Origin of the sequence: Microcoleus sp. S13_C3 (genome assembly GCF_036700905.1) — a bacterium.
Lineage (GTDB): Bacteria > Cyanobacteriota > Cyanobacteriia > Cyanobacteriales > Microcoleaceae > Microcoleus.
On record NZ_JAUBPT010000145.1, the window covers coordinates 1 to 20663 of the forward strand.

General features: G+C 44.9%; 18 protein-coding genes. 10 read left to right on the plus strand and 8 right to left on the minus strand.

Annotated features, from left to right (window positions below):
* Positions 1–177 precede the first annotated feature (177 nt).
* From QUA16_RS28640 to QUA16_RS28650, 3 genes are all read left to right on the plus strand, one after another.
* The gene (locus QUA16_RS28640) at positions 178–1470 is read left to right on the plus strand and encodes an ABC transporter substrate-binding protein (RefSeq protein WP_333181522.1); all 1293 of its coding nucleotides are present in this window, start codon (positions 178–180) and stop codon (positions 1468–1470) included.
* 285 nt (positions 1471–1755) lie between these two features.
* Positions 1756–2706: a branched-chain amino acid ABC transporter permease gene (locus tag QUA16_RS28645; RefSeq protein ID WP_333107591.1), complete on the plus strand. Its 951-nt coding sequence runs from the start codon at positions 1756–1758 to the stop codon at positions 2704–2706.
* 223 nt (positions 2707–2929) lie between these two features.
* A complete protein-coding gene (locus tag QUA16_RS28650) occupies positions 2930–3865 on the plus strand; it encodes a branched-chain amino acid ABC transporter permease (RefSeq protein WP_333107589.1) in 936 nt (311 codons plus the stop codon).
* Between the two features lie 28 nt (positions 3866–3893).
* Here the strand turns inward: QUA16_RS28650 and QUA16_RS28655 are convergent, their stop codons facing one another.
* Together QUA16_RS28655 and QUA16_RS28660 are read right to left on the minus strand one after the other, a co-directional pair.
* Positions 3894–4370, minus strand: coding sequence for a hypothetical protein (locus QUA16_RS28655; RefSeq protein WP_333107588.1), 477 nt, complete (start codon positions 4368–4370; stop codon positions 3894–3896).
* 42 nt (positions 4371–4412) lie between these two features.
* Positions 4413–5543, minus strand: coding sequence for an RICIN domain-containing protein (locus QUA16_RS28660; protein WP_333107587.1), 1131 nt, complete (start codon positions 5541–5543; stop codon positions 4413–4415).
* 371 nt (positions 5544–5914) lie between these two features.
* Here QUA16_RS28660 and QUA16_RS28665 point away from each other — a divergent pair, with 371 nt between their 5' ends.
* Together QUA16_RS28665 and QUA16_RS28670 are read left to right on the plus strand one after the other, a co-directional pair.
* Positions 5915–6343, plus strand: a complete 429-nt coding sequence (locus QUA16_RS28665) for a hypothetical protein (RefSeq protein ID WP_333107586.1) — start codon at positions 5915–5917, stop codon at positions 6341–6343.
* A 235-nt stretch (positions 6344–6578) separates the two neighbouring features.
* Positions 6579–7220 carry a Uma2 family endonuclease gene (locus tag QUA16_RS28670; protein WP_333107585.1) on the plus strand — a complete coding sequence of 214 codons (642 nt, stop codon included), beginning with the start codon at positions 6579–6581 and terminating at the stop codon, positions 7218–7220.
* A gap of 131 nt (positions 7221–7351) precedes the next feature.
* On the opposite strand, the gene QUA16_RS28675 is transcribed toward QUA16_RS28670, so the two are convergent.
* The 3 genes from QUA16_RS28675 to QUA16_RS28685 all read right to left on the minus strand — a co-directional run bounded on the left by QUA16_RS28675 (position 7352) and on the right by QUA16_RS28685 (position 11272).
* Entirely contained in the window at positions 7352–9223 is a 1872-nt protein-coding gene (locus QUA16_RS28675; protein WP_333107584.1) for a serine/threonine-protein kinase, read from the minus strand.
* A 225-nt stretch (positions 9224–9448) separates the two neighbouring features.
* Positions 9449–10408 (minus strand): aldo/keto reductase, encoded by a 960-nt coding sequence (locus tag QUA16_RS28680; protein WP_333107583.1) that lies wholly within the window; start codon positions 10406–10408, stop codon positions 9449–9451.
* A 312-nt stretch (positions 10409–10720) separates the two neighbouring features.
* Positions 10721–11272 (minus strand): DUF3124 domain-containing protein, encoded by a 552-nt coding sequence (locus QUA16_RS28685; RefSeq protein ID WP_333107582.1) that lies wholly within the window; start codon positions 11270–11272, stop codon positions 10721–10723.
* A 501-nt stretch (positions 11273–11773) separates the two neighbouring features.
* Between QUA16_RS28685 and QUA16_RS28690 the strand changes: the two genes are divergently transcribed.
* Positions 11774–12769 (plus strand): IS66 family transposase, encoded by a 996-nt coding sequence (locus QUA16_RS28690; RefSeq protein ID WP_333107581.1) that lies wholly within the window; start codon positions 11774–11776, stop codon positions 12767–12769.
* A 13-nt stretch (positions 12770–12782) separates the two neighbouring features.
* Positions 12783–13412: an IS66 family transposase gene (locus QUA16_RS28695; RefSeq protein WP_333107580.1), complete on the plus strand. Its 630-nt coding sequence runs from the start codon at positions 12783–12785 to the stop codon at positions 13410–13412.
* A gap of 117 nt (positions 13413–13529) precedes the next feature.
* On the opposite strand, the gene QUA16_RS28700 is transcribed toward QUA16_RS28695, so the two are convergent.
* Together QUA16_RS28700 and rppA are read right to left on the minus strand one after the other, a co-directional pair.
* Positions 13530–14744, minus strand: coding sequence for a HAMP domain-containing sensor histidine kinase (locus tag QUA16_RS28700; RefSeq protein ID WP_333107579.1), 1215 nt, complete (start codon positions 14742–14744; stop codon positions 13530–13532).
* Between the two features lie 18 nt (positions 14745–14762).
* Positions 14763–15440 (minus strand): two-component system response regulator RppA, encoded by a 678-nt coding sequence (rppA, locus tag QUA16_RS28705; protein ID WP_333107578.1) that lies wholly within the window; start codon positions 15438–15440, stop codon positions 14763–14765.
* A gap of 173 nt (positions 15441–15613) precedes the next feature.
* Between rppA and QUA16_RS28710 the strand changes: the two genes are divergently transcribed.
* The gene (locus QUA16_RS28710; RefSeq protein WP_333039132.1) at positions 15614–16000 is read left to right on the plus strand and encodes a hypothetical protein; all 387 of its coding nucleotides are present in this window, start codon (positions 15614–15616) and stop codon (positions 15998–16000) included.
* A gap of 195 nt (positions 16001–16195) precedes the next feature.
* On the opposite strand, the gene QUA16_RS28715 is transcribed toward QUA16_RS28710, so the two are convergent.
* Complete coding sequence (locus tag QUA16_RS28715) at positions 16196–16600, minus strand: BON domain-containing protein (protein ID WP_333107576.1); 405 nt, start codon at positions 16598–16600, stop codon at positions 16196–16198.
* A gap of 511 nt (positions 16601–17111) precedes the next feature.
* Between QUA16_RS28715 and QUA16_RS28720 the strand changes: the two genes are divergently transcribed.
* On the plus strand, positions 17112–19826 hold the full coding sequence (locus QUA16_RS28720; protein WP_333107575.1) for a cation-transporting P-type ATPase: 2715 nt from the start codon (positions 17112–17114) through the stop codon (positions 19824–19826).
* Between the two features lie 81 nt (positions 19827–19907).
* Entirely contained in the window at positions 19908–20438 is a 531-nt protein-coding gene (locus tag QUA16_RS28725; RefSeq protein WP_333107574.1) for a hypothetical protein, read from the plus strand.
* Positions 20439–20663: the final 225 nt, after the last annotated feature.

Sequence of the window (20663 nt, forward strand, 5' to 3'; positions counted from 1 at the left end):
ATTTTTTTTTGAACCTATACACACCAAGGGTTTCGGCTCTTACGTTGCTCTCCGACCTCCCCTGGCTGACTCCTCTTGATGGCTATGGCGTCTTTTTGCCCCGAAAATAGGTTTTTGGGTCCGGGTCTCTCCCGCGAATCGGTAGAATATTTGCACATATAGATGTTCTATATAGAGATGGTCTATATATATGTGTTCGATCGCCCGCCCATGAAAAAACCTACTTCTCGCCCTACTGCCTTGTTCGTTACCTGCGCTTCACTGCTGATCGCTTGCACTCAGACGAACACTCCCCAAACTGCTACTAATACAGTATCTCCAGGTACTTCGCCAACTCCGGCAACTTCGCCACAGGGTTCGGCCGCGGGGAACTCTGCGGCTATTCCCGTTGGGGTTGGGGTGGCGCAAACTAGCAATGTGGCTTTGCTGGGTCAGGAACAGGTGGCTGGCGCGAAAATTGCTGAGAAGTATTTCAACGATAAGGGCGGTGTGGATGGGACGCCGATTAGACTGGTGTTCCAAGATACCGGTGGAGATGAACAAGGGGCGATCAATGCCTTCAATACTCTGATCAATCAGGATAAGGTGGTGGGTATTGTGGGCCCAACTCTCTCCCAGCAGGCTTTTAGTGCCGATCCGATCGCCGATCGCGCAAAAATTCCCGTACTCGCACCCTCCAACACCGCTAAAGGCATTCCCCAGATTGGCGATTATGTGGCCAGAGTCTCCGCCCCTGTGGCCGTGGTAGCACCAAATGCAGTTAAAGCCGCACTGAAGCAAAACCCCAATATTAAGAAAGTAGCCGTGTTTTTTGCTCAGAATGATGCTTTTAGCAAATCTGAGACTGAAACTTTTCAGACAACGGTTAAAGATATGGGACTGGAATTGGCAACAGTCCAAAAATTCTTGACTACTGATACAGATTTCCAATCTCAAGCCACTAATGGGATAAATGTCAAGCCCGATTTGATAATTATTTCTGGGTTGGCCGCCGATGGAGGCAATTTAATTAAGCAATTGCGGGAGTTGGGTTACAAAGGCGTTATCATTGGGGGCAACGGTCTGAATACTTCTAATGTATTTCCTGTTTGCAAGGCTCTTTGCGATGGGGTTTTGATTGCCCAAGCCTACAGCCCGGAATACGAAAATGAGATTAATAAGGCTTTTCGTGATGCTTATCGCGCTCAATTTAAGAAAGAACCGCCTCAGTTTAGCGCTCAAGCTTTTACTGGCGTACAAGTTTTTGTTGAGTCATTAAAGGCAATTAATGCTAAGTCTAAGGTTAGCGAAAAGCCATTGGCAGAGTTGCGTACAAATTTGAATCAGCAGTTGCTGGTGGGCAAGTACGATACGCCTTTGGGGGAAATTTCTTTTACGCCTGAAGGTGAGATTAATCAGAAAGAGTTTTATGTGGCAAAGATAAAAATGGAGGCGGATGGCAATAATGGTAAGTTTGAGTTTTTGAAATGAAGGCACGACACTGATTTTGACACGGATACACGGATGAGTTATTGAGTGTGAGTGTGAAGTCACCCCCTCTGCCCCCCAAGGGGGGAAGTCAGAAGTCAGAGTAAAAATTGGGCGTTGCTGATTCTGGCGTATGAATCAACTTTTCGCTTGATGTTACAAAACTCACCCTACTTGGCTTCTAGCAATTACGAAATCTTGAATTCATACCTGTATTCCGCAAGGTCAAAAATTGTATGCTGTTTGTTTTTGAATGATTTAATGTTGATGCCGAATCTCTAACTGGTGATGGACTTAACTCTGTTTTTGCAACAATTTTTGAATGGTTTGTCGATCGGCAGCGTGTATGCTATTTTTGCCTTGGGATACACGCTGGTGTTTTCTATTCTCGGAATTATTAATTTTGCTCACGGTGCAGTATTTACTTTGGGTGCTTATTTCACCTATGCGCTGATGGGAGGTACTTTCGGTTTTAATGGGTTGTGGGCTAATGCTCGAATTCCCCTGCAGTTGCCTTTTGCTGTGGCGTTAATTTTGGGAAGTGTCATGGCTGGTTTGGTAGGAGTAATTGTTGAAAGAATTGCTTTTTTGCCTTTGCGTCGGCGACACTCTGATCCTCTGCTGACGGTGGTTTCTAGTTTGGGTGTGGCAGTTGCGATCGCAAATATGATCCAATATCTTGTAGGTGCGGAAATTTACACTTTTCCTGCTAACACTTACGGCTATTTGCCCGCTGCAATTAACTTCGGAACAGCGGATAAACCAATTCCGATTCGGACTGTTCAAATAGTAATTTTTGCGGTATCAGTTGCGATTGTAGCTGTCTTAACTTACTTAATAAATTTTACTAAGTTTGGCAAAGCAATGCAGGCTGTGGCTGAAGATGCTACTACTTCTAGTTTATTGGGGATTGATACTGATAGATACATTGTTTTGACGTTTTTTGTGAGCAGTTTTCTGGCTGGTTTGGCGGGGAGTTTGGTGGGTTCTAGTGTTAGTATTGCTGGGCCGTATTTTGGTATTGCTTTTGGTTTGAAGGGTTTGGCGGTGATTGTGCTGGGTGGGTTGGGGAGTATTCCTGGGGCAGTTTTGGGTGGGTTTATCATTGGTTTGGTGGAGGCTTTTGTGCCGGGAGATTTTTCGGCTTATAAGGATGCTGTTGCTTTTGCCATATTGTTTATTATGCTATTGGTTAGACCGCAGGGTTTGTTTGGTCGGCGTTTGATTCAAAAGGTGTAAAATAGATAATTAGGTGATTAAAATTGGGGCGATGGTTCGACTATTCGCACGCACCAACGGCCACGGGGGATTGCCCCCTAAAGAAACTAATTATATCGGAATGATTTAACCGCAGAGGACGCAGAGAACGCAGAGAAAGAGAAGAGAGAAATGAAGGATTATGATGGGACTGGATTTGAGATGAAGTTGGTATTTAAGTATGTTTATTATTTAAAATAAAATCATGGCTACATTTTTTACTACTTATGGCTTTCTGATTGTCTCGATGTTGCTGGGTGCAATGTTGGGAATGTCGCTGTATTTGCCTCTAATGACTGGTCAGTTGTCTCTCGCTAGCCCTGGTTTTTATGCGTTGGGTGGGTATATTGCGGCGATTTTGTCTACGACGGTGTTTAAGCCGACAGGGGGTTTGTTTCCACTGCCGTTGTTGTTATTAGAGATGATAATTGCAGGGGTTGTTTCGGGGTTGCTGGGGATTTTGGTGGGAATTCCGGCGCTGCGGTTGAGTGGGATTTATTTGGCGATCGCAACTATTGCTTTTGTGGAAATTTTGCGGGTTTTATCGCTGAATTTAGATATCACTGGCGGGGCTGTGGGCATTTTTGGGATTCCGCAACCGTTTGGGACGCCGATCGAGTATTTGTGGATTGTACTACCTTTACTGTTGGTAAGTATGGCGATCGTCTATCGACTGGAACGGATTCGGGTGGGGCGGGCTTTTGCCGCGATTCGGGCTGATGAGTTGGCGGCAGATGCGATCGGCATTAACCCAACTTTTTATAAGGTTTTGGCTTTCACGTTAGGTGCTGTTTTAGCTGGGGTTGTGGGTGCAGTTAGTGCTCATTTCCTGAATACTTGGAACGCCCGTCAAGGGACTTTTGATGCTAGTATTATTTACTTGACTTCTGTGTTGATTGGTGGTAGCAGAAGTTTTCTGGGAGCAGTTTTGGGTGGGATGGTGTTTACTGCTTTGCCGGAGGTTTTGAGGGGGATGGCGACTATTCAGGGATTGCCGATTTGGTTGGCGCAATTTCTGCGGGATGGGCGGTTAATTATTTTTGGGTTGCTAATTGTTTTGGGGACGATATTTTTTCCGCAAGGGTTGGTGACGCCGGAGTTGTTGAAGAGGTGGAGGAAGGGCGATCGTACTTCTGTTTAAAAGTTCTTAATCAGGATATCGCCCTACTTTAAATCTTTCCCCAAACCCGCTCAGCTTGCTCCTTTGGAAGGCATACCAACTGTAAACCACCATACTGTTCACGGCATACTGTGTTCGGGTTAAGAAAATACGGTGTTCCTAATCTGAATGGAATACTAGGCCGAACGGGTACAGGATTATATTTCTCATCGGGAGATGCGTAATCTGACGACGGTTGATAATCTTGAGCCTTCAAAAACTCATCTTTTGTGGCATACCCGCCGTTATCTATGTACTCAGAACTATTTCCAGCAACTAATACTTCACTCTGGCTTTTGTCAGTAGAGATTAGTGGGTACAGCGGATACATTAGTGACCCCTGTGATAAGGCTATATCAGTAGAAATGTTGTCTAAAGAGCCGGTATTTAATTTAAGCTTGGCACTTGTAGGTTGTGTAAGAAGTGCTGGGTACAATAAAGTTGTCGAAATCAATACACTAACTCTTATGTAAAAGATATTTACCATAAAATACCTGGGATTGCTTTTGAGATAACTACTCTACTTGCATTATTGCCAAACTCTTCCACTATCCAGAAAATCTCCGCTTTCCCGATTCTTTTTGTTAATCGCGTCAACGAGGTTGTCTAGTGTTAATTGCCATGTAACAGAACGGATTCTAAAGTCTTCCCTTTGAGCGGTTAAGACGTGCCATTGTCTAGTAGAATAGTCGGCACAATTACAGCCTCCACGAATGCCACCCACAGCCCAATAGGTGTTACATCCCGCCTCTCTAAAAGCGCCATTCTTGATCCAGTTAGCTCGATCGTTACTAATTTTTGCCTTGCGAACCGCAAAGCCTCTCTTACTAATTGACTCACCTTTGATAATTTTAGTTGTCTGGCCAGAGTCCGAAGAATGATTAACAGTCAGATTCGAGTTGGGCCAGAAGCTGTATGTTGTATCGGCTTGCCACCCACCTCTGTCGAATACATTCTCGTCCTTTTGCAAAATATTGTTGCGAAAAGTTTTCACTCGGGTATAGTCTTGTCTAACAACAGCAATCCAGGCATGACCCGCGTCATTAGGTGATGGAATCCCTGAATTTTCTGGTTTACGAGCCACAATCCATACTTCGTATTGAGATAGTGGGATCTTTTGCTCTGATGTTTGAGCGACAGGACGAGGTGGCGCGCTACTCTTCCATCTTTGATTAGAATTGTTTGAATTGCAAGTCCACAACTGAACTTTTCCGGCATTGTTTCGTGTTGGAGTATCAACACACATACTTGTTCCGGCTCTTTTAATCAGGTTCCAGCCATCACCAACGTCCACTAAATTCCAATTTTGATCGGGATCGTTGGCATCACAAGGCCAAGTGTTCATCTCTGCACCATTGTACACATGGTGTGCATTCAAACACATACCCGTCGAGCGGTTTCGTAAGAGGATACCGCCACGATTACCAGGAAAGCGCTCAAATTGTTGATCGCGATCATTATCATTTCTCTGATAAATTGACATTCTAGGTTTTGTATCAAAAAGCCTAAATGTCATATTTGTGTTCAAAGCCATACCTTCTCTCACATAGAAGGTTTCAAAGGCTTGAGCTTTGCTGTTTGAAATTCCTATGCAGGCTGCAAATGAAAATAACCCTATAATAATATTTTGAGTGCTTTTGAGATAATTCTTGATACTCATCCTACCGCTCCTTTGCTTGACAATCACAATCAATCTTTTGCTTGTAGTCCGAGGATACTCAAGCAAAATAGCAACATAGCAATGAGAAGCGATCGCCCAAAACGTATAAGATAATTTAAAAGTGCGATCGCAACTCGCAAAATAGTAAAGCTCTATCGCTCGCCGTTGATGAGCGGAATTGCTCTGCAGCCACTTCCAGCAGCAAACCTGCTTTTTAGCTCTTCCGTATCATAGACCGATCGCTCAAAACTGAAAAGCGAAAAAAGACGGAAAAAGACGGGTATTTCTAAAATTCGGATAAAGGCGGATAAAGGCGGATAAAGACGGATAAAGACGGCTATACTAACTATAGTTCTCCGACCCCCCTACTGATGGACACTGCCCATATCTTGCAATTTGTAGATAAAGTGCTCAGCGCGAAGACAGGCAAACATCTCAATGACTTGCAGCGTAAAATTATCGAGGGAATACTGAAGCGACAAAAGTATTCTGATATTGCAGATACTTATGGTTGTACGGCGGGTCATACTAAGGATGTAGGTTACGAGCTTTTGCAAATGTTATCTGATGCTTTTGATGAACCAGTTGATAAAGGAAATCTGGAATCTGTTCTCGAACGGCAATTAAATCTGAATATAAATTTTGGCGATCGCACTACTAATTTTGGTAATAGCCACACAATTAATTATATCAATGGTTGCTCAGAAATACCCACTTCTACCCTAGATCAAAGTCTGTCTGAAACTCCCGACTTCCAGGAAAGCACGAATCAAGTTAAAATTGAAATGGTTGGTAAGTAGTAGGACACAATTAATTACACAAAAATTTGGGCTACAAGCCTTGTCTAGTAAAGAATCAGCAAAAAATCAGTGTGTAATTAATTCTGTCCAATTACTTAAATTACGACAGTTGGGATTGAAGGATGAGCAAATTGCAGAGGTGGTAGGGTTAGCCTTGGAGGTAGTGAAGCAGATAGATTGATAAATAGCTTTTAGTTTTTAAAACACACATCCTCAGTCAGGAGGTATAAATTTTATGTTCGCAGTCGTCACGCCAGAAAAAATTCAGTTGCCACCAGGAACAGTTGTGAGGTTGCCTGGTACTTGGCAGGATTACCAAGCACTTGTAGAACAATTGGGCGATCGTCCGATTCCACGCATCAAATATCGACCAGGAGAGATTTTGTTAATGTCCCCTTTACCAGTACACGGAAAACAATCTCATATTATTGCAATGGTGGCAATGGTTTTCCTAGATTACTTGGGGCGAGATTATGAAGCGTTTACACCAATTACGATGGATTTGCCGGAGGTAAGAGGAATTGAACCAGATTATTGTTTTTATATCGATAGTTGTGCGACAATTATTGGTAAAGATAGGATTGCTTGGGGTGTTGAACCGCCGCCCGATCTAGTAATCGAAGTAGACGTAACTAGCTACACGGATTTAGATGATTACTTGCCTTATCAAGTGCCGGAAGTGTGGCTGTTTAAGAAAAATAAGCTCAGAATTTACGACTTGCAAAACAATCGATATGTAGAAAGTTCAGTTAGCCGTTATTTTCCCAATTTTAATGTATCAGAAATTGTGGAGGAATGCTGGCAAATGTCGCGCGATCGCCCTACAAGTACAGTCATTCGGGAGTTGCGGCAAAAAATTGAAAGGGAAAACGGTTGAATCATATCGTGTTCGGTGAATTGACCATAATTCCTGTAGGGGCAGGTTCACCAACAATAATCGCCTAAAACCCACAATTATCATAAACCTGCCCCCGCCCACCGACTACAAACAATTTCGATCGTGGTTAATCAAACAAACATGGTATTCTGCCAAATCTTAATACTTTTGTCACTACTGCCGCTAGCCATCAACTCTCCTTCCGGGCTAAAATTAACAGAATAGACCGAGTTATTATGACCCGCAATATTACAAATTTCTTGACCGTCTTTCACTCGCCAAATCTTGATAGTTTGATTGCTGCTGCTAGCCAGAATCTCGCCATCGGGACTAAACGCAATAGAATCAACATACCAAGAATGACCTGTGATAGTTAAAACTTCTTGCCAATCCTTTGTCCACCAAATTTTAATCGTATTGTCGTGACTGCCGCTGGCTAAAAATTCGCCATTTGGACTGAAAGCTATGCAGCGAACGGAGTCTGTATGACCTGTAAGTGTGCGAATTAGCTTCCCATCTTTAACTCGCCAAATTTTGACGGTTCTGTCCCAACTGCAGCTAGCAATAGTTTCTCCATCCGGACTAAAAGCAACACAATAAACTAAGTTGGTGTGACCCGCAAGCGTGCGAATTTCTTGCCCGTCTTTGACGCGCCAAATCTTGATTGTTTTGTCCCAACTGCTGCTAGCAATAATTTCGCCATCTGGACTGAAAGCTGCGCCGTAAACTGAGTTACTGTGACCGATCAGAGTACGCATTTCTTGTCCATCTTTCATCTGCCAAAGTTTGACAGTTTTGTCGTGGCTGCTGCTGGCTAGCATTAGTCCGTCAGGGCTGAAAGCTACTGTATAAACTGAGTTAGCGTGTCCTGTGAGGGTGACAATTTCTTGCCCGTCTTCAACTCCCCACAGCTTGATTGTTTTGTCATCGCTGCCGCTGGCTACAACTTCTCCGTTGGGACTGAAAGCCACAGAGTAAATTAAGTTTTTGTGACCTGTTAGGGTGTGAATACATTGCCAGTTATAGGTTTGCTGTTGGGGCTGGGCGGGAGTTTTTCCGGGTTTAATTAACTTGGAATTTGTTTGGGGAATGGCTAGATCGATCGCAATTTGGGGATTAATTTCTTTTAATACTTCAACAGCCGTTTGATAGCGGCGGTTAGTAGCATTTTGAATCATTTTGTCTAAAACTTTCCCTAGTTCTTCACTCACGGGGTTGTTAGCCAAATACTGTCGCCATATCCAGGAATCTTCACCAGGATCGAACAGGTCAAAAGGGGAAACTTGAGTTAGCAAATACAAACAAGTTACGCCTAAACTGTACAAATCGCTGGTAAAAAATGCTTTGCCTCTAGCTTGTTCGGGGGCGATGTATTCGGGGCTGCCGATGCTAGTTCCTGTTTTGAGTAAGGCTGTACCTGTGGCAATTTTTGCTGCGCCAAAGTCTACTAGAACTAATTGTTTGTCGGCGCGGCGGATGATGTTTCCGGGTTTGATGTCTCGGTGAATAACGTTGTGGGAATGGATGAAGTGAAGGACGGGTAATAAGCTATTGAGTAAGTCTTGAATTTGATTTTCGGTAAATCTGCCTTCTGTTTCTACAATTTGTGCTAAATTTTGCCCGTCGATAAATTCTTGGACTACATATTGTCGGCCCTCTTGGATGGAATAGGCTAATAGTTCGGGAATTTGAGGGTGTTTGCCCAATTCGTCTAATCGCATTGCTTCTTGTTCAAAAAGTTCGGCTGCTTTTTTGCTGTTGCGATTGCTTGCTGATGGGATTAGTTGGGTTTCTGGGGGTAAAAATTGTTTGATGACGCAGCGAGGTTTTGAGGGTTTGTCTTCGTCAACGGCGAGGAATGTTCTACCAAAACCGCCTTGTCCGATCGCCTTTATAGCCCGGTAGCGATCGCGCAGCAGCAGTTTTGAACGGCAATGTTTGCATAATTTGACTGCGGGGGGATTTTGCGGCTTGGAACAGTTAGGATTCAGACAGTAACTCATTCGATTTTAGATTTCGGATTTTTGATTTTTGATTTTAACTTTTTGAATATTTCCACAGCGCAGTAGATATTATACCTCATTAGCTTTTTAGGAACGGGCTAGAAGCCCATTCCCCAAGAAATTCACTCTTGGTGGAACGGGCTTCTAGCCCGTTAAGCGAGAATGGTGATCTGGGCGTGAGTTCCGGGGTACCTTACTATATATGCCAGTTGCGTCAGTTCTGTTTTAGAAGTTCCACATTACCGGATTATCGTCTAAATGATCGGTGACTGTTCGCCCGATCGCGTCAATTTCTTTTAATTCCTCTTCACTCAATTTCACCTCAGCAGCTTTAGCATTTTCGGCTGCTTGTTCCCCGTCGCGCGCGCCGACAATGGCATTTGTTTGTGGCTGGGAAATCAACCAGGCTAAAGCTAAATTTCCTAAGCTTGTTTGGTGGCGATCGGCAATTGGTCTGAGTTGATTTAGTGCTGTTTGCACTCGGTCGTAATTTTCTTTGATGAACAGCTTATTTTTGGCGCGGTGGTCGCCTTCTTCAAACTTGTGTTCTGGCCCGAATTTACCTGTCAATATTCCTTGAGCTAGAGATGAATAGGCAATGATTGAGATATGATTGTCCACACAATAGGACATAGCATCTTTTTCTACCCAGCGCCAAAACAGAGAATATGGCGGTTGCAAGCTGTCGATGCGTCCGTATTGGGCGGCTTCTTCTATTTGGGCGCGGGAGAAGTTGGAAACGCCGATCGCCCGAATTTTTCCCTGTTCTTTTAACTTGTTCAGGGCGTCCATTGTTTCTGCAATGGGTACTAACTCGGAATTCCAAGTGCCGGCGGGCCAGTGGATTTGGTAAAGGTCGATATAATCGGTGTTGAGGTTTTTTAGCGATCGATCGCAGGCTTCGATTACCAAATCGGGTTTCAGGTGGTTGGCGAAAACTTTGCTAGCATAAACTACTTGCGATCGCACATCTGAAAGTGCTTGACCGATAATTTGTTCCGAATGCCCTTCTCCGTAAACCTCAGCCGTATCAAAGGTGGTAATACCTGCCTCAAAAGCCGCGCGCATTGCTTTGACAGTTTCAGCATCCTCAATTCCCACCCACATCCGCTTCCCAGCTTGCCAAGTCCCCATAATTATCGGGGTAATCTGAATTTCTGATGTCCCCAATTGTCGCTTTTGCATACCCTAAGTCCTCATTTATATTTTTAGTATTCATCCTCAAGCTCTCTAATCTTAACATAAAAAAGTTGGGTAGTCATGCACAGTAATGCTATCGTTTTATTTTGCAATAAATAGTGATGTACAAAGTTAAATAATAAAAATGGGAGCATCTCACTTTTGCAGCAAAGCTCGAAATTGGAATTAGGAGTCAGGAGTCAGGAGCCAGGAGAAAAGAGTCAGAAGGAAGAAGAAAGAAGTGTTGTTGCAAATATGAGATGCTCCCTTATAATACTCTAAAAGTACCTTGTAAAGCAAGAAATTAATCCTCTAAAATCATTTTTGCATCTTGTGTTGCTTGAGAACTTTAGCGGGACTGATAAATGAAATGCCCTGAGAAGAAGAGGTACTAATCATGACAGCTTCAATCACAGGCTCATAAACCGTTTTTTCTGCAACCCACTCCACAATAAAGTTTGCACCTGATCCTCCACTTGTATCATCTGCTGCAATGAAAAAGTCTGTGGAAGCAAGCGGCTGGAGTTCTACTGGACTCTTAATGTCCTGCCTAATCAATTTCCCCTCACTATCGTAGTAACGCACCGAAGTAATAATAATTGAATTCGTCAGATCCGTATTGCGGATACTGAGCGTGGCTGACAAATTCATCACATGATCCTGGCTATTGTAGTGATAAATATGTGAGTAAATAGGGACATATACGGTTTGTCCCATCACAACTTTTGTTTTATCTAACGTGACTGTTCTCAGTGATGTTTCACGTTTTATATCTGGTGGTTGTTTTTGTGAGGTAGTTGGGTCCCAACAAGAGCTCAGGACGATCGCGGCGATCGCCAAACCAACCCAGAAATCATGTTTCAGCTTCATTGGCATTTATCTAAATACACCACATATAGCCTTTCTCAGTAACATGAGGTGCTCTCGCGGGTATAGGGCATAGGGCATAGGGGATAGGGCATAGGGCATCAGTTGCGAGCGGTGTGTACCTCATTTTATTGAGAACCGCTATACATTACAGTTACGTATAAAGCAGAGTGTACCTTCTCTCTCGTTTGAGGCGGCTTAGTGATAAGGTTTGAGTGGCAGTTCAACCTGGAATGTTGAGCCGAGGCCCACTGCACTTGTCACCTGTATTTGTCCGCTGTGTGCCTGTAACTGCTCAATAACCGCTGGTTGGGGTATCTGAGCTAAGTAGTCCGTAGTCCGGGTGTATCTGACATTTGCAAATCTCTACAACACAATCAGGTTTTGAGGCGTTAATATCGGTATTTATGCCAAACCCAGAGGCACTCAGTATTCGCAGAACGCGAGTCAATAAACTTATTTCTCTCCTTGGCAAGTTGGCGTCAAATATGGTTTAATGAAAATATGCAAATTCCTGATTTAGCTATTGAAATTCCCTCGGGAGAAATCACTCCCTTAGTTAGCTCACTGCTGAACATCATCGCTCAGCAGCAACAGATGATTGAAAGCCAACAGGAGAGAATAGCGAAGCTAGAACAAGATGTGACCAAACTACAGGAAGAAGCCGAAAGCCTTAAAGAGCAACTCTTGGCGGCTAAAAAACTTAAGGGAAAACCTAAGATTCAACCCAGCACCCTTAATCAAAAAGAAAAAAAAACCATTGACCTTGAAAAGCGACCTGGTTCTGGGAAAAGGAGTAAAAAAAACCAGGATTTAGTAGATGAAGAAAGAGTAATTGAACCTCTTGAACTCCCAGAGGGAGCCCGGTTCAATGGGTATCGAGAATATGACGTGCAAGATGTGATTATCAAAAGGCATAGTATTCGATTTTTACTGGCAGAGTACATTACCACAGAAGGTAAGACAATAGTCGGGAAATTGCCAAAAGAATATCAGGGACACTATGGACCAACGTTAAAATCATTTATCTTATACCAACACCATCAATGCCGAGTGCCACAGAACTTAATCGGGGAACAGTTAAGAGAACTAGGCATAGATATTTCCACCGGTCAAATTAATCGACTCTTAGTAGAAGAAAAAGAAGCATTTCACAGGGAACAGAATCAAGTCTTACAATCCGGGTTGCAGACAGCCAAGTATATTCATACTGATGACACAGGAGCCAGACATCAAGGAAAGAATGGCTATTGTACAGTCATAGGCAACGATTTATTTACCCACTTTACTACAACCGATAGCAAAAGTCGGCAAAACTATCTGCGAATTCTCAGAGGCCCCTACACCGATTTTATACTGAATCAATATTCTCGCAGTTACCTGATTGCACAAGAACTAGCAGCCTGCCACTTATCAAAATTTGACTTTAATAGTGCCATTATATGTCATGGGGACGAGAAGTGTAACAAGTTATCTTCAGAACTTAGGCATCACCAGTAAACAGGCGGTGAAAATGCTAACTGAGGCGGCACTACTGGGCAGTGCTATAGAACACGGTCTACCCCCAAACCTGATTATTCTCAGCGATGGAGCCAAACAATTTGCGCTCTTGTCCCATGCTTTGTGTTGGATTCATATGGAACGAGGGATTCGCCGGCTGCAAGGAGTCACAACACAACAGCGTACTGAGATAGACCAAGTGCTGGATGATTTGTGGGTCTATTACCGCCAATTAAAAGATTATCAACAACAGCCAACGCCGGAAAAAATGGCACCATTGCAGCAGCGCTTTGATGAGATTTTTGGGAGGCATTATCCCCATCACTACGGTCTGAACTTGGCTATGAAGCAATTTTGTTTTCATAAAACAGAACTGCTGCGAGTGTTAGATGCGCCTTTGATCCCGTTACATACGAATGCGGCAGAAACTGATATTCGAGAGTACGTCACACGACGAAAAATTAGTGGGGGAACTCGTCATGAAAATGGTCGTCAAGCGCGGGATACATTTACGGGTTTAAAAAAGACTTGTCGGAAACTCGGTATTTCTTTCTGGCAGTATTTGCTCTCCCGTTTCAAGCAAGATGAAATAATTCCACCTCTGGCGGATGTGATTAGAACTCGGGCTCGCTCGCCTACGTAAATCGCCCGGGATTTTTGGCTCAGCAACCAATTCATAAATTACTCTTGTGCTGAAATTCTCAGCTTGAGGCCATCAGGCCTTGTCTGAGTTACTTTGGCGATACTTGCTTATCAGCACTTATTGAGCAGTTACGTGTGCCTTGACAATTTGTTGGACGATCGCTAACCCCAGCCCAAAGCCTCCGCTATCTTGCGATCGCTCGGTGTCTACTCGATAGAAGCGATCGAAAATATAGGGTAAGTCCGCTTCTGGAATACCGGTTCCCGTATCGATAATCTGAATGACTGCCAAATTGGAATGAAGAACTAGGCGTATCTTTACAGTTCCGCCAACGGGAGTATATTTACAGGCGTTGTAAAGCAAGTTTTCGACTACTTGCCCTAGCAAATCAGGATCAGCCAATAATTCAATCCGTTGTGTCGGTGATTCGCAGGTGAGTTTGATATTTTGGGCTTCTGCAAGTGCGAGAAACTGGGTTGCTAAATTGCTGAGGAGTTCGTTGAGATTGATTAACCTGAGCGATTCCGGCGCAAGTCGCCCCTGATGACGAGCCAACAGCAGTAAATTATTCACCAGCGCTCCCATTGATTTTGCGCTATCTACAATGTTTTCTAAGGGAGGATGGTAACGTGAATCATCAGCCGCCATGAGCAACCCAAGCTGGGCATTAGTGAGAATGGCAGACAGGGGCGATCGCAACTCGTGAGAGGCATCGGCTGTAAAGCGCTGAAGCTGCTGATAGGCTTGCCGAATCGGTTGCATGGCCAGCCCGCTGAGAAACCAACCTGTGAGGGCAATTAAGCCCAGTGTCAGCGGGACAGCGAGAGTTAACACAATCTGAAGCTCAGTGAGCCTGTTTTGAGTTTCTGTCAGGGGAGTTGCAACCTGAAGATAACCGAGTACCCCTGTTCTACCTTCAACGGGTAATGTCACCTGACGCAGCCAGATTCCTTTTCCCAAAAGTGGATCGGTCGATCGAACTGTGAGATAACCAAAGGGCGTATTTAACCGATCGGGAGGAGAATTCCCAAAAAAACGAACTAGCCGCCCTTGTGCGTTATACCAGCGCACGTAAATCAGATCTTCAGCAAGGGGATGGGAACCACTGCCTAACAAGGAAACATGACTCAGATCGACCTGGTTCTGGTTTTGGCGAACTTCATAATGCACGCTGGCAGCCATGACTCTAGTTTTGTCATACAGCAGTCGATCGAGCGCCTCTAGTTTATCTTTTACCTCAATCTGATAGATCGCCCCAGCAAACAGCACGAGAATGCTTCCCATTGAGAGGGTGAACCAACGAGCCAGATTGCGACGACTTTGATTAAACATGACTTGGCTTCACGATCGTTACTTTTCAGGGGAAGTGAGGCGATAACCCATACCGTAAATGCTCTCAATCCAGTCTGCCGATCCTACAGCCTGCAAGCGTTGGCGGAGTTTGCGAATTAGAACCGTGATCGCATTACTCTCTGGTTCAGTCCCCCATTCCCACACACCTTGTTCAATTTGACTGCGAGTCAAAACCTGTCGGGGATGGCGCATAAAATACTCCAACAACTGAAACTCGCGACTGGAGAGGGAAACGGTTGCACCTTGTCGCTCAACAGTCAGAGTATCGAGGTGGAGGTGTAGATCCTCAAGGCTGAGCGTATCTCCTTGCCAAAGGGGCGATCGCCGTCTTAATGCCCGGACTCGTGCCATGAATTCAACCAAGTCGATCGGTTTCACCAGGTAATCATCTGCACCTGCGTCTAACCCGGTCACTTTTTCAGGAGTTGTATCTCTTGCCGTAATCATCAAAATCGGCGCTGTTTTCCCTGCCGATCGATATTGACGACAGAGACTTACCCCACTGATATGTGGCAACATCCAGTCCAAAATCAACAAATCATATTCTTTTTCTGATAACAGCCACTGTGCCGTCTCTCCATCTTTTACCCCATCCACGCTATGTCCTGCTTGAGACAGCACTGTTTGAAGTGGCATCAGTTGCTTTGGGTCGTCCTCCACAAGTAAGATTCTCATATTTTTCTTTAATTGGGCTTATCGAACTGAAACATTTGACGCATCGCCCTTGAGTATGATTTCAGCAGAACGGTAACTCCACTAAAGTGCAAATATAGCAATCCTAAATCATTTGTGAATTTCTTACTCCCTCCCCGCGGGTTCGGGGAGGGTTGGGGTGGGGTAAAAAATTTATGTGGCAGGTTACTAAACGTTGGCTAAAAGCATCAGGCGCAGAGTTTTGGTTGCCACTACCGTTTGTGGCGATCGCGTTTTGGGTTGGTTCCAGTTTCCTAATGGCTCAAGAATTACAACAACCCCAGATCGCAAAGAATAAACTTCAGGCAGATACCCAGCTTAAAGCAACGGTGTCTGTCAATATATTGCTGATCAACGCGGTGATTAACCGAAAACAAGGAACCACCCAGGTTGCGGTAGAAACAGCAGAACCCATTTTGAAGCGATTGGAATTAGAATTGCCAATGACTGACGCAACCCAGATAGAGGCAGCGATCGCCCAAGAGCTCCAGTTATCACGTCAAAATGTTCGCCAGTTAGTCCGTTACGAAATTGTTGAATAAGTTTATTGTTTCAATATTCCGATCGCATCCAGTCAAATAAGGTTGCCAAATCCATAGGTTTCCTCACTGGGATCGCTGATTCCTGTAAGGGCGGGTTCACCAATAATATTTGCCAAAAAGGGACAATCTCACAAACCCGCCCCGGCAATTGTATTATTATGGGCGATCGATCGGGCATGATATCATTGTTACGAACTACTGAATGACGATTTCGTTATTGATGGAAACATTCGCTGCAATTTGCCGAGCAATTTGTTCTGCCAATGCTTTTTGTTCTGCCGTTTGAACGCGCCCTGTTAACACAATCGAATTATCCCGATCGTCTGCTTCCAAATCGAATTGCTTGAGGGTACCATCGGAGTCTAAGGCCTCTTCTACGCGATCGGCAATATCGTCAATGTCTTGATTCTGAGGCGTCTGGGCTGTGGTGGTTGCAGGCGCAGGAGTGGTGGGAACAGTCGTATTTCCAGTGGCAGTTGTGGGAGCAGAAGTAGATGGAACAGTTGTCTGTGAAGTATTGGGGGGGGTGCAAGCACCTAAACCCAAAATTGCAACTGTGCTGACGCTGATTCCTTGCACAAATAGCTTTAATAATTGCATATTCTTTGTTTATTTTGTTTGTTGGGAAATGCAATTTTGCCGATAAACATCACCATGAAGTCTTTGAGCCTTTCAACTTCCAAAGTGAATGTACGATAGTTCATCCATCAAAAGGAAGGCTTTTTATATCAATTCCGGCTGCGCCGGAATGATATCAAATCCGCACTTCATCATCTGGCGTAAAGTCGAATAAAGCTGCCAACAAATAATTCGCGCAATTTTCATTTTTTTGACCCCTCCTTCTACAGTCAACAGTCAACAGTCAACAGTCAACAGTCAACAGTCAACAGTCAACAGTCAACAGTCAACAGTCAACTATAAATCAAATCCAGTGAACTAAGGTTTGCAAGTCCATAAGCTATCTCAATCGGTTCTCTGCCTAAGTATAGGAAGCAAATGTGATCCAAATGTGAGTAACAGAAATCAGTCTATCACTTTTAGCTCACATTCATCAATGACGCTAGAAACAAGACCAAACAACAGACAAGCACTTGGCTTGACAAGAAGCGTTATGACTGCAACGAATCTAGAAAAATTAGTAGAACACTCTTGGCATTACCTCTCTGTCGAGAAAGTGGCTCGGCTTTTAGAGACTGACTTGGAAATAGGTCTATCTTCCGACGTGTCAGCCCAACGGCGCGAGATCCTCGGTCCCAATCAACTAACGCCTCAGAAGCCGCAAAGTGCCTGGTTGCGATTTTTACAGCAACTGAATCAGCCGCTAATCTACATTTTGTTAGCCTCTGGCATAGTGACAGCATTTCTGAAAGAGTGGATTGATTCAGGGGTAATTTTGGGGGTTGCTCTGACGAATGCCACCATTGGTTTCGTTCAAGAGTCAAAGGCAGAGAATGCGATCGCCGCTTTAGCAAAATCTGTTGCAACTGAGGCAACCATTCTCCGCAACGGTCAAAAGCAAGTGGTTTCATCCAGCGAACTGGTTCCTGGCGATCTCGTCTTGCTGTCTTCAGGGGATAAAGTGTCTGCTGATCTACGGCTGATCGAAGTCCGTGACTTACAAGTCGATGAGTCAGCGTTAACGGGAGAATCTGTCCCGGTCCAGAAGCAATCCCAGGCGCTAGAGGCAGACGCTGCACTGGCCGATCGCACGAACATGGCGTATACCGGAAGCCTGGTAACGTTTGGACAGGGACGCGGAGTGGTCGTCAGCATTGGTGACACGACCGAGACCGGACACATCTCCCAACTGATGCAGCAAAGTACCACACTGGAAACCCTACTGAGTCGCAAAATTGACAAATTTAGCAAAACCTTGCTCTATGTCATTTTAGGTTTGGCTGCCTTCACCTTTGTCGCAGGCATTGCCCAGAGATTTTCTTGGGTTGAGGTGTTCAAGGTATCTGTGGCGCTTGCCGTCAGCGCAATTCCTGAAGGCTTACCCGCGATTTTAACGGTGACACTGGCGATCGGGGTTTCCCAAATGGCAAAGCAGCACGCCATTATTCGCAAACTTCCGGCAATTGAGACGCTGGGCAGCACCACCGTGATTTGTTCCGACAAAACCGGAACCTTGACTGAGAATCAAATGACAGTTCAGGAGATCGATGTCGGTGGAAAGCGATATCGGGTTAGTGGTGGAGGATATGCGCCAGACGGGGAAATTTCTGTAAACGGACATTCCGTTGACCTGGCGAACGCACCTGCCTTATATGAATGCCTGCAAGCAGGACTGTTGTGCAACGAGTCGCATCTAAAAGTGCAAGATGGAAACTGGACTGTAGTCGGTAGTCCAACGGAAGGGGCGCTGGTTGCGGTAGCCCAAAAAGCGGGGTTAACTACTGAGCAACTGGAGGAAGCGCTTTCCCGGCTCGATACACTGCCGTTTGAATCTCAGTTTCAATACATGGCAACCTTACATGACGATCGTCCACAACGCTTGATTTATGTCAAGGGTTCAATTGAGGCAATTCTCAAGCGGTGTGGCCAGATACTCGATGAACAGGGAGAGGCGAGATCCCTCAACCCCGCACTGATCGAGCAAACCGTGGACAGAATGGCGAAAAAAGGGTTACGAGTTCTGGCACTTGCCAAGAAAGTTGTACCCGCTTCTCAATCTTCAATTGAGCATTCTGATATTGAGCGAGGGTTAATTTTTCTGGGTCTGCAAGGCATGATCGACCCGCCTCGCCCCGAAGCGATTCAAGCGATTCAAGGCTGTCGGTCTGCGGGAATTCAGGTAAAGATGATTACGGGCGACCATGCCAAAACAGCAGCAGCGATCGCGCAACAAATGGGACTAAATCAAACCCAAGATGCTCCTGTTTTTACGGGTCAAGAACTCGCTCAAATGAATCCGCAGCAATTAGCCAATGCTGTTGAAAAAACCTGTGTATTTGCTCGTGTAGCACCCGAACAAAAGCTCCGCATTGTCGAAGCACTTCAGTCTAAGGGCGAGATTGTGGCGATGACGGGAGATGGAGTTAACGATGCTCCCGCCCTGAAGCAAGCTGACATTGGGATAGCAATGGGCATCACGGGCACTGAAGTCACAAAAGAAGCCGCAGATATGATTCTGACGGATGACAACTTTGCTTCGATCGAGAAAGCAGTTAAGGAAGGGCGCACGGTTTATAAGAATCTGCTGCGGGCGATCGCCTTCATCCTGCCCGTGAATGGTGGAGAGTCCATGACCATCTTGATTGCCGTACTTCTGGCAACCCCGCTACCCATTTTGCCAGTACAAATTCTCTGGCTGAATATGGTCAGTTCAGTTGCGTTGAGCTTACCGTTGGCATTTGAGCCGCCCTCTCCCGATGTCATGCAACAGCCGCCTCGACCTGCCAATGAACCGCTTCTGTCTCGCAGGCTGACGACTCGGATTTTGACAGTTTCGGTATTTAACTGGATTGCGATCTTTGGGATGTTTGAATGGATCGTCCAAACCACAGGCAATGAAGCTCTAGCCCGGACGATGGCAATTCAAGCATTGGTTGCAGCCGAAGCTTTTTACCTGTTAAGCATCAGTCGCTTGGTTCCGGCGAGCGTCGCCAAACTACGCGGTAAAGATGAATCAGTTGGCTATGCTGTAGCGATCGGCATTGGGGCTATTTTCATTTTCCAATTCCTGTTTAGCCAATGGGGCATTATGAATCAGTTATTCGACACTGAAGCTTTGACCGCAATCCAAGGCTTAATTTGTATCGCATTCGGACTGCCAATGATTGCTTTGTCAGCTTTGCTAAAGCGTTTTGCACCTTTGAACTAAGTAGTTTTTGTGATGCAACCATTGCAAGTGGCTTTACACACTATTGACCAATTTTGTCGGGTTGAATATTAAATATTTCTCATGAATTACCAAAACCTCAAACGTGCTAGTGGCCTATTTACTGATCGTCGAAACGCAAAGCAGGCGCTAGTCGAGCTAAAAAGCAGGGGTTTCCCCATGCACAAAATTTCAGTGATTGCTAAACCTTCTGACAATAATGATGATTTGGACTGTCTGGGCGTGCAGCAAATTTTAATGACAAGAGCAGCAGGCGCACAAGTAGGCGCGATCTTAGGCAGCATACGACTAGGTTCACTAGCCTTAATTGTTGGACTCAGCAGCCTGCTAATTCCCGGTATTGGTCAGGCAGTAGCGGTGGAAAGCATTTTAGCAACTTTTTTTGGAAGTGGGATTGCTGCAACTGCTGGCGGTCTATATGGCGCACTTCAAGGATGGTTGGTGCCAGAAGAACAAGCAAGAATTTACAATAACAGATTTAACCAGGGAGATTATTTGCTGGTCATGGAGGCAAGAGAAAATGAGATAGTGATTGCTGAACCTGTCCTTAAACGTTGGGAGATTCTGACGTGGCGTGTCTGTGATGCTACCTAAATTCAAGGTCAGAAAAGACGATTACCTTTGAGGAATTTATTCCCGCCAATCAGAACGTCCAAAACCCAATTAAATATTGGAAGGTCGATGATTTTGGGCGATCGCTCTCCTACTCCTTACAGATGGATCGACAACTTCCAGTACCCGCTTTAGGAATGAGAATTAAATAACTTCCACTCTTGAAAGTGGGATGGGCGTCCCGCCCGTCCTTTTTGGACGGGCGGG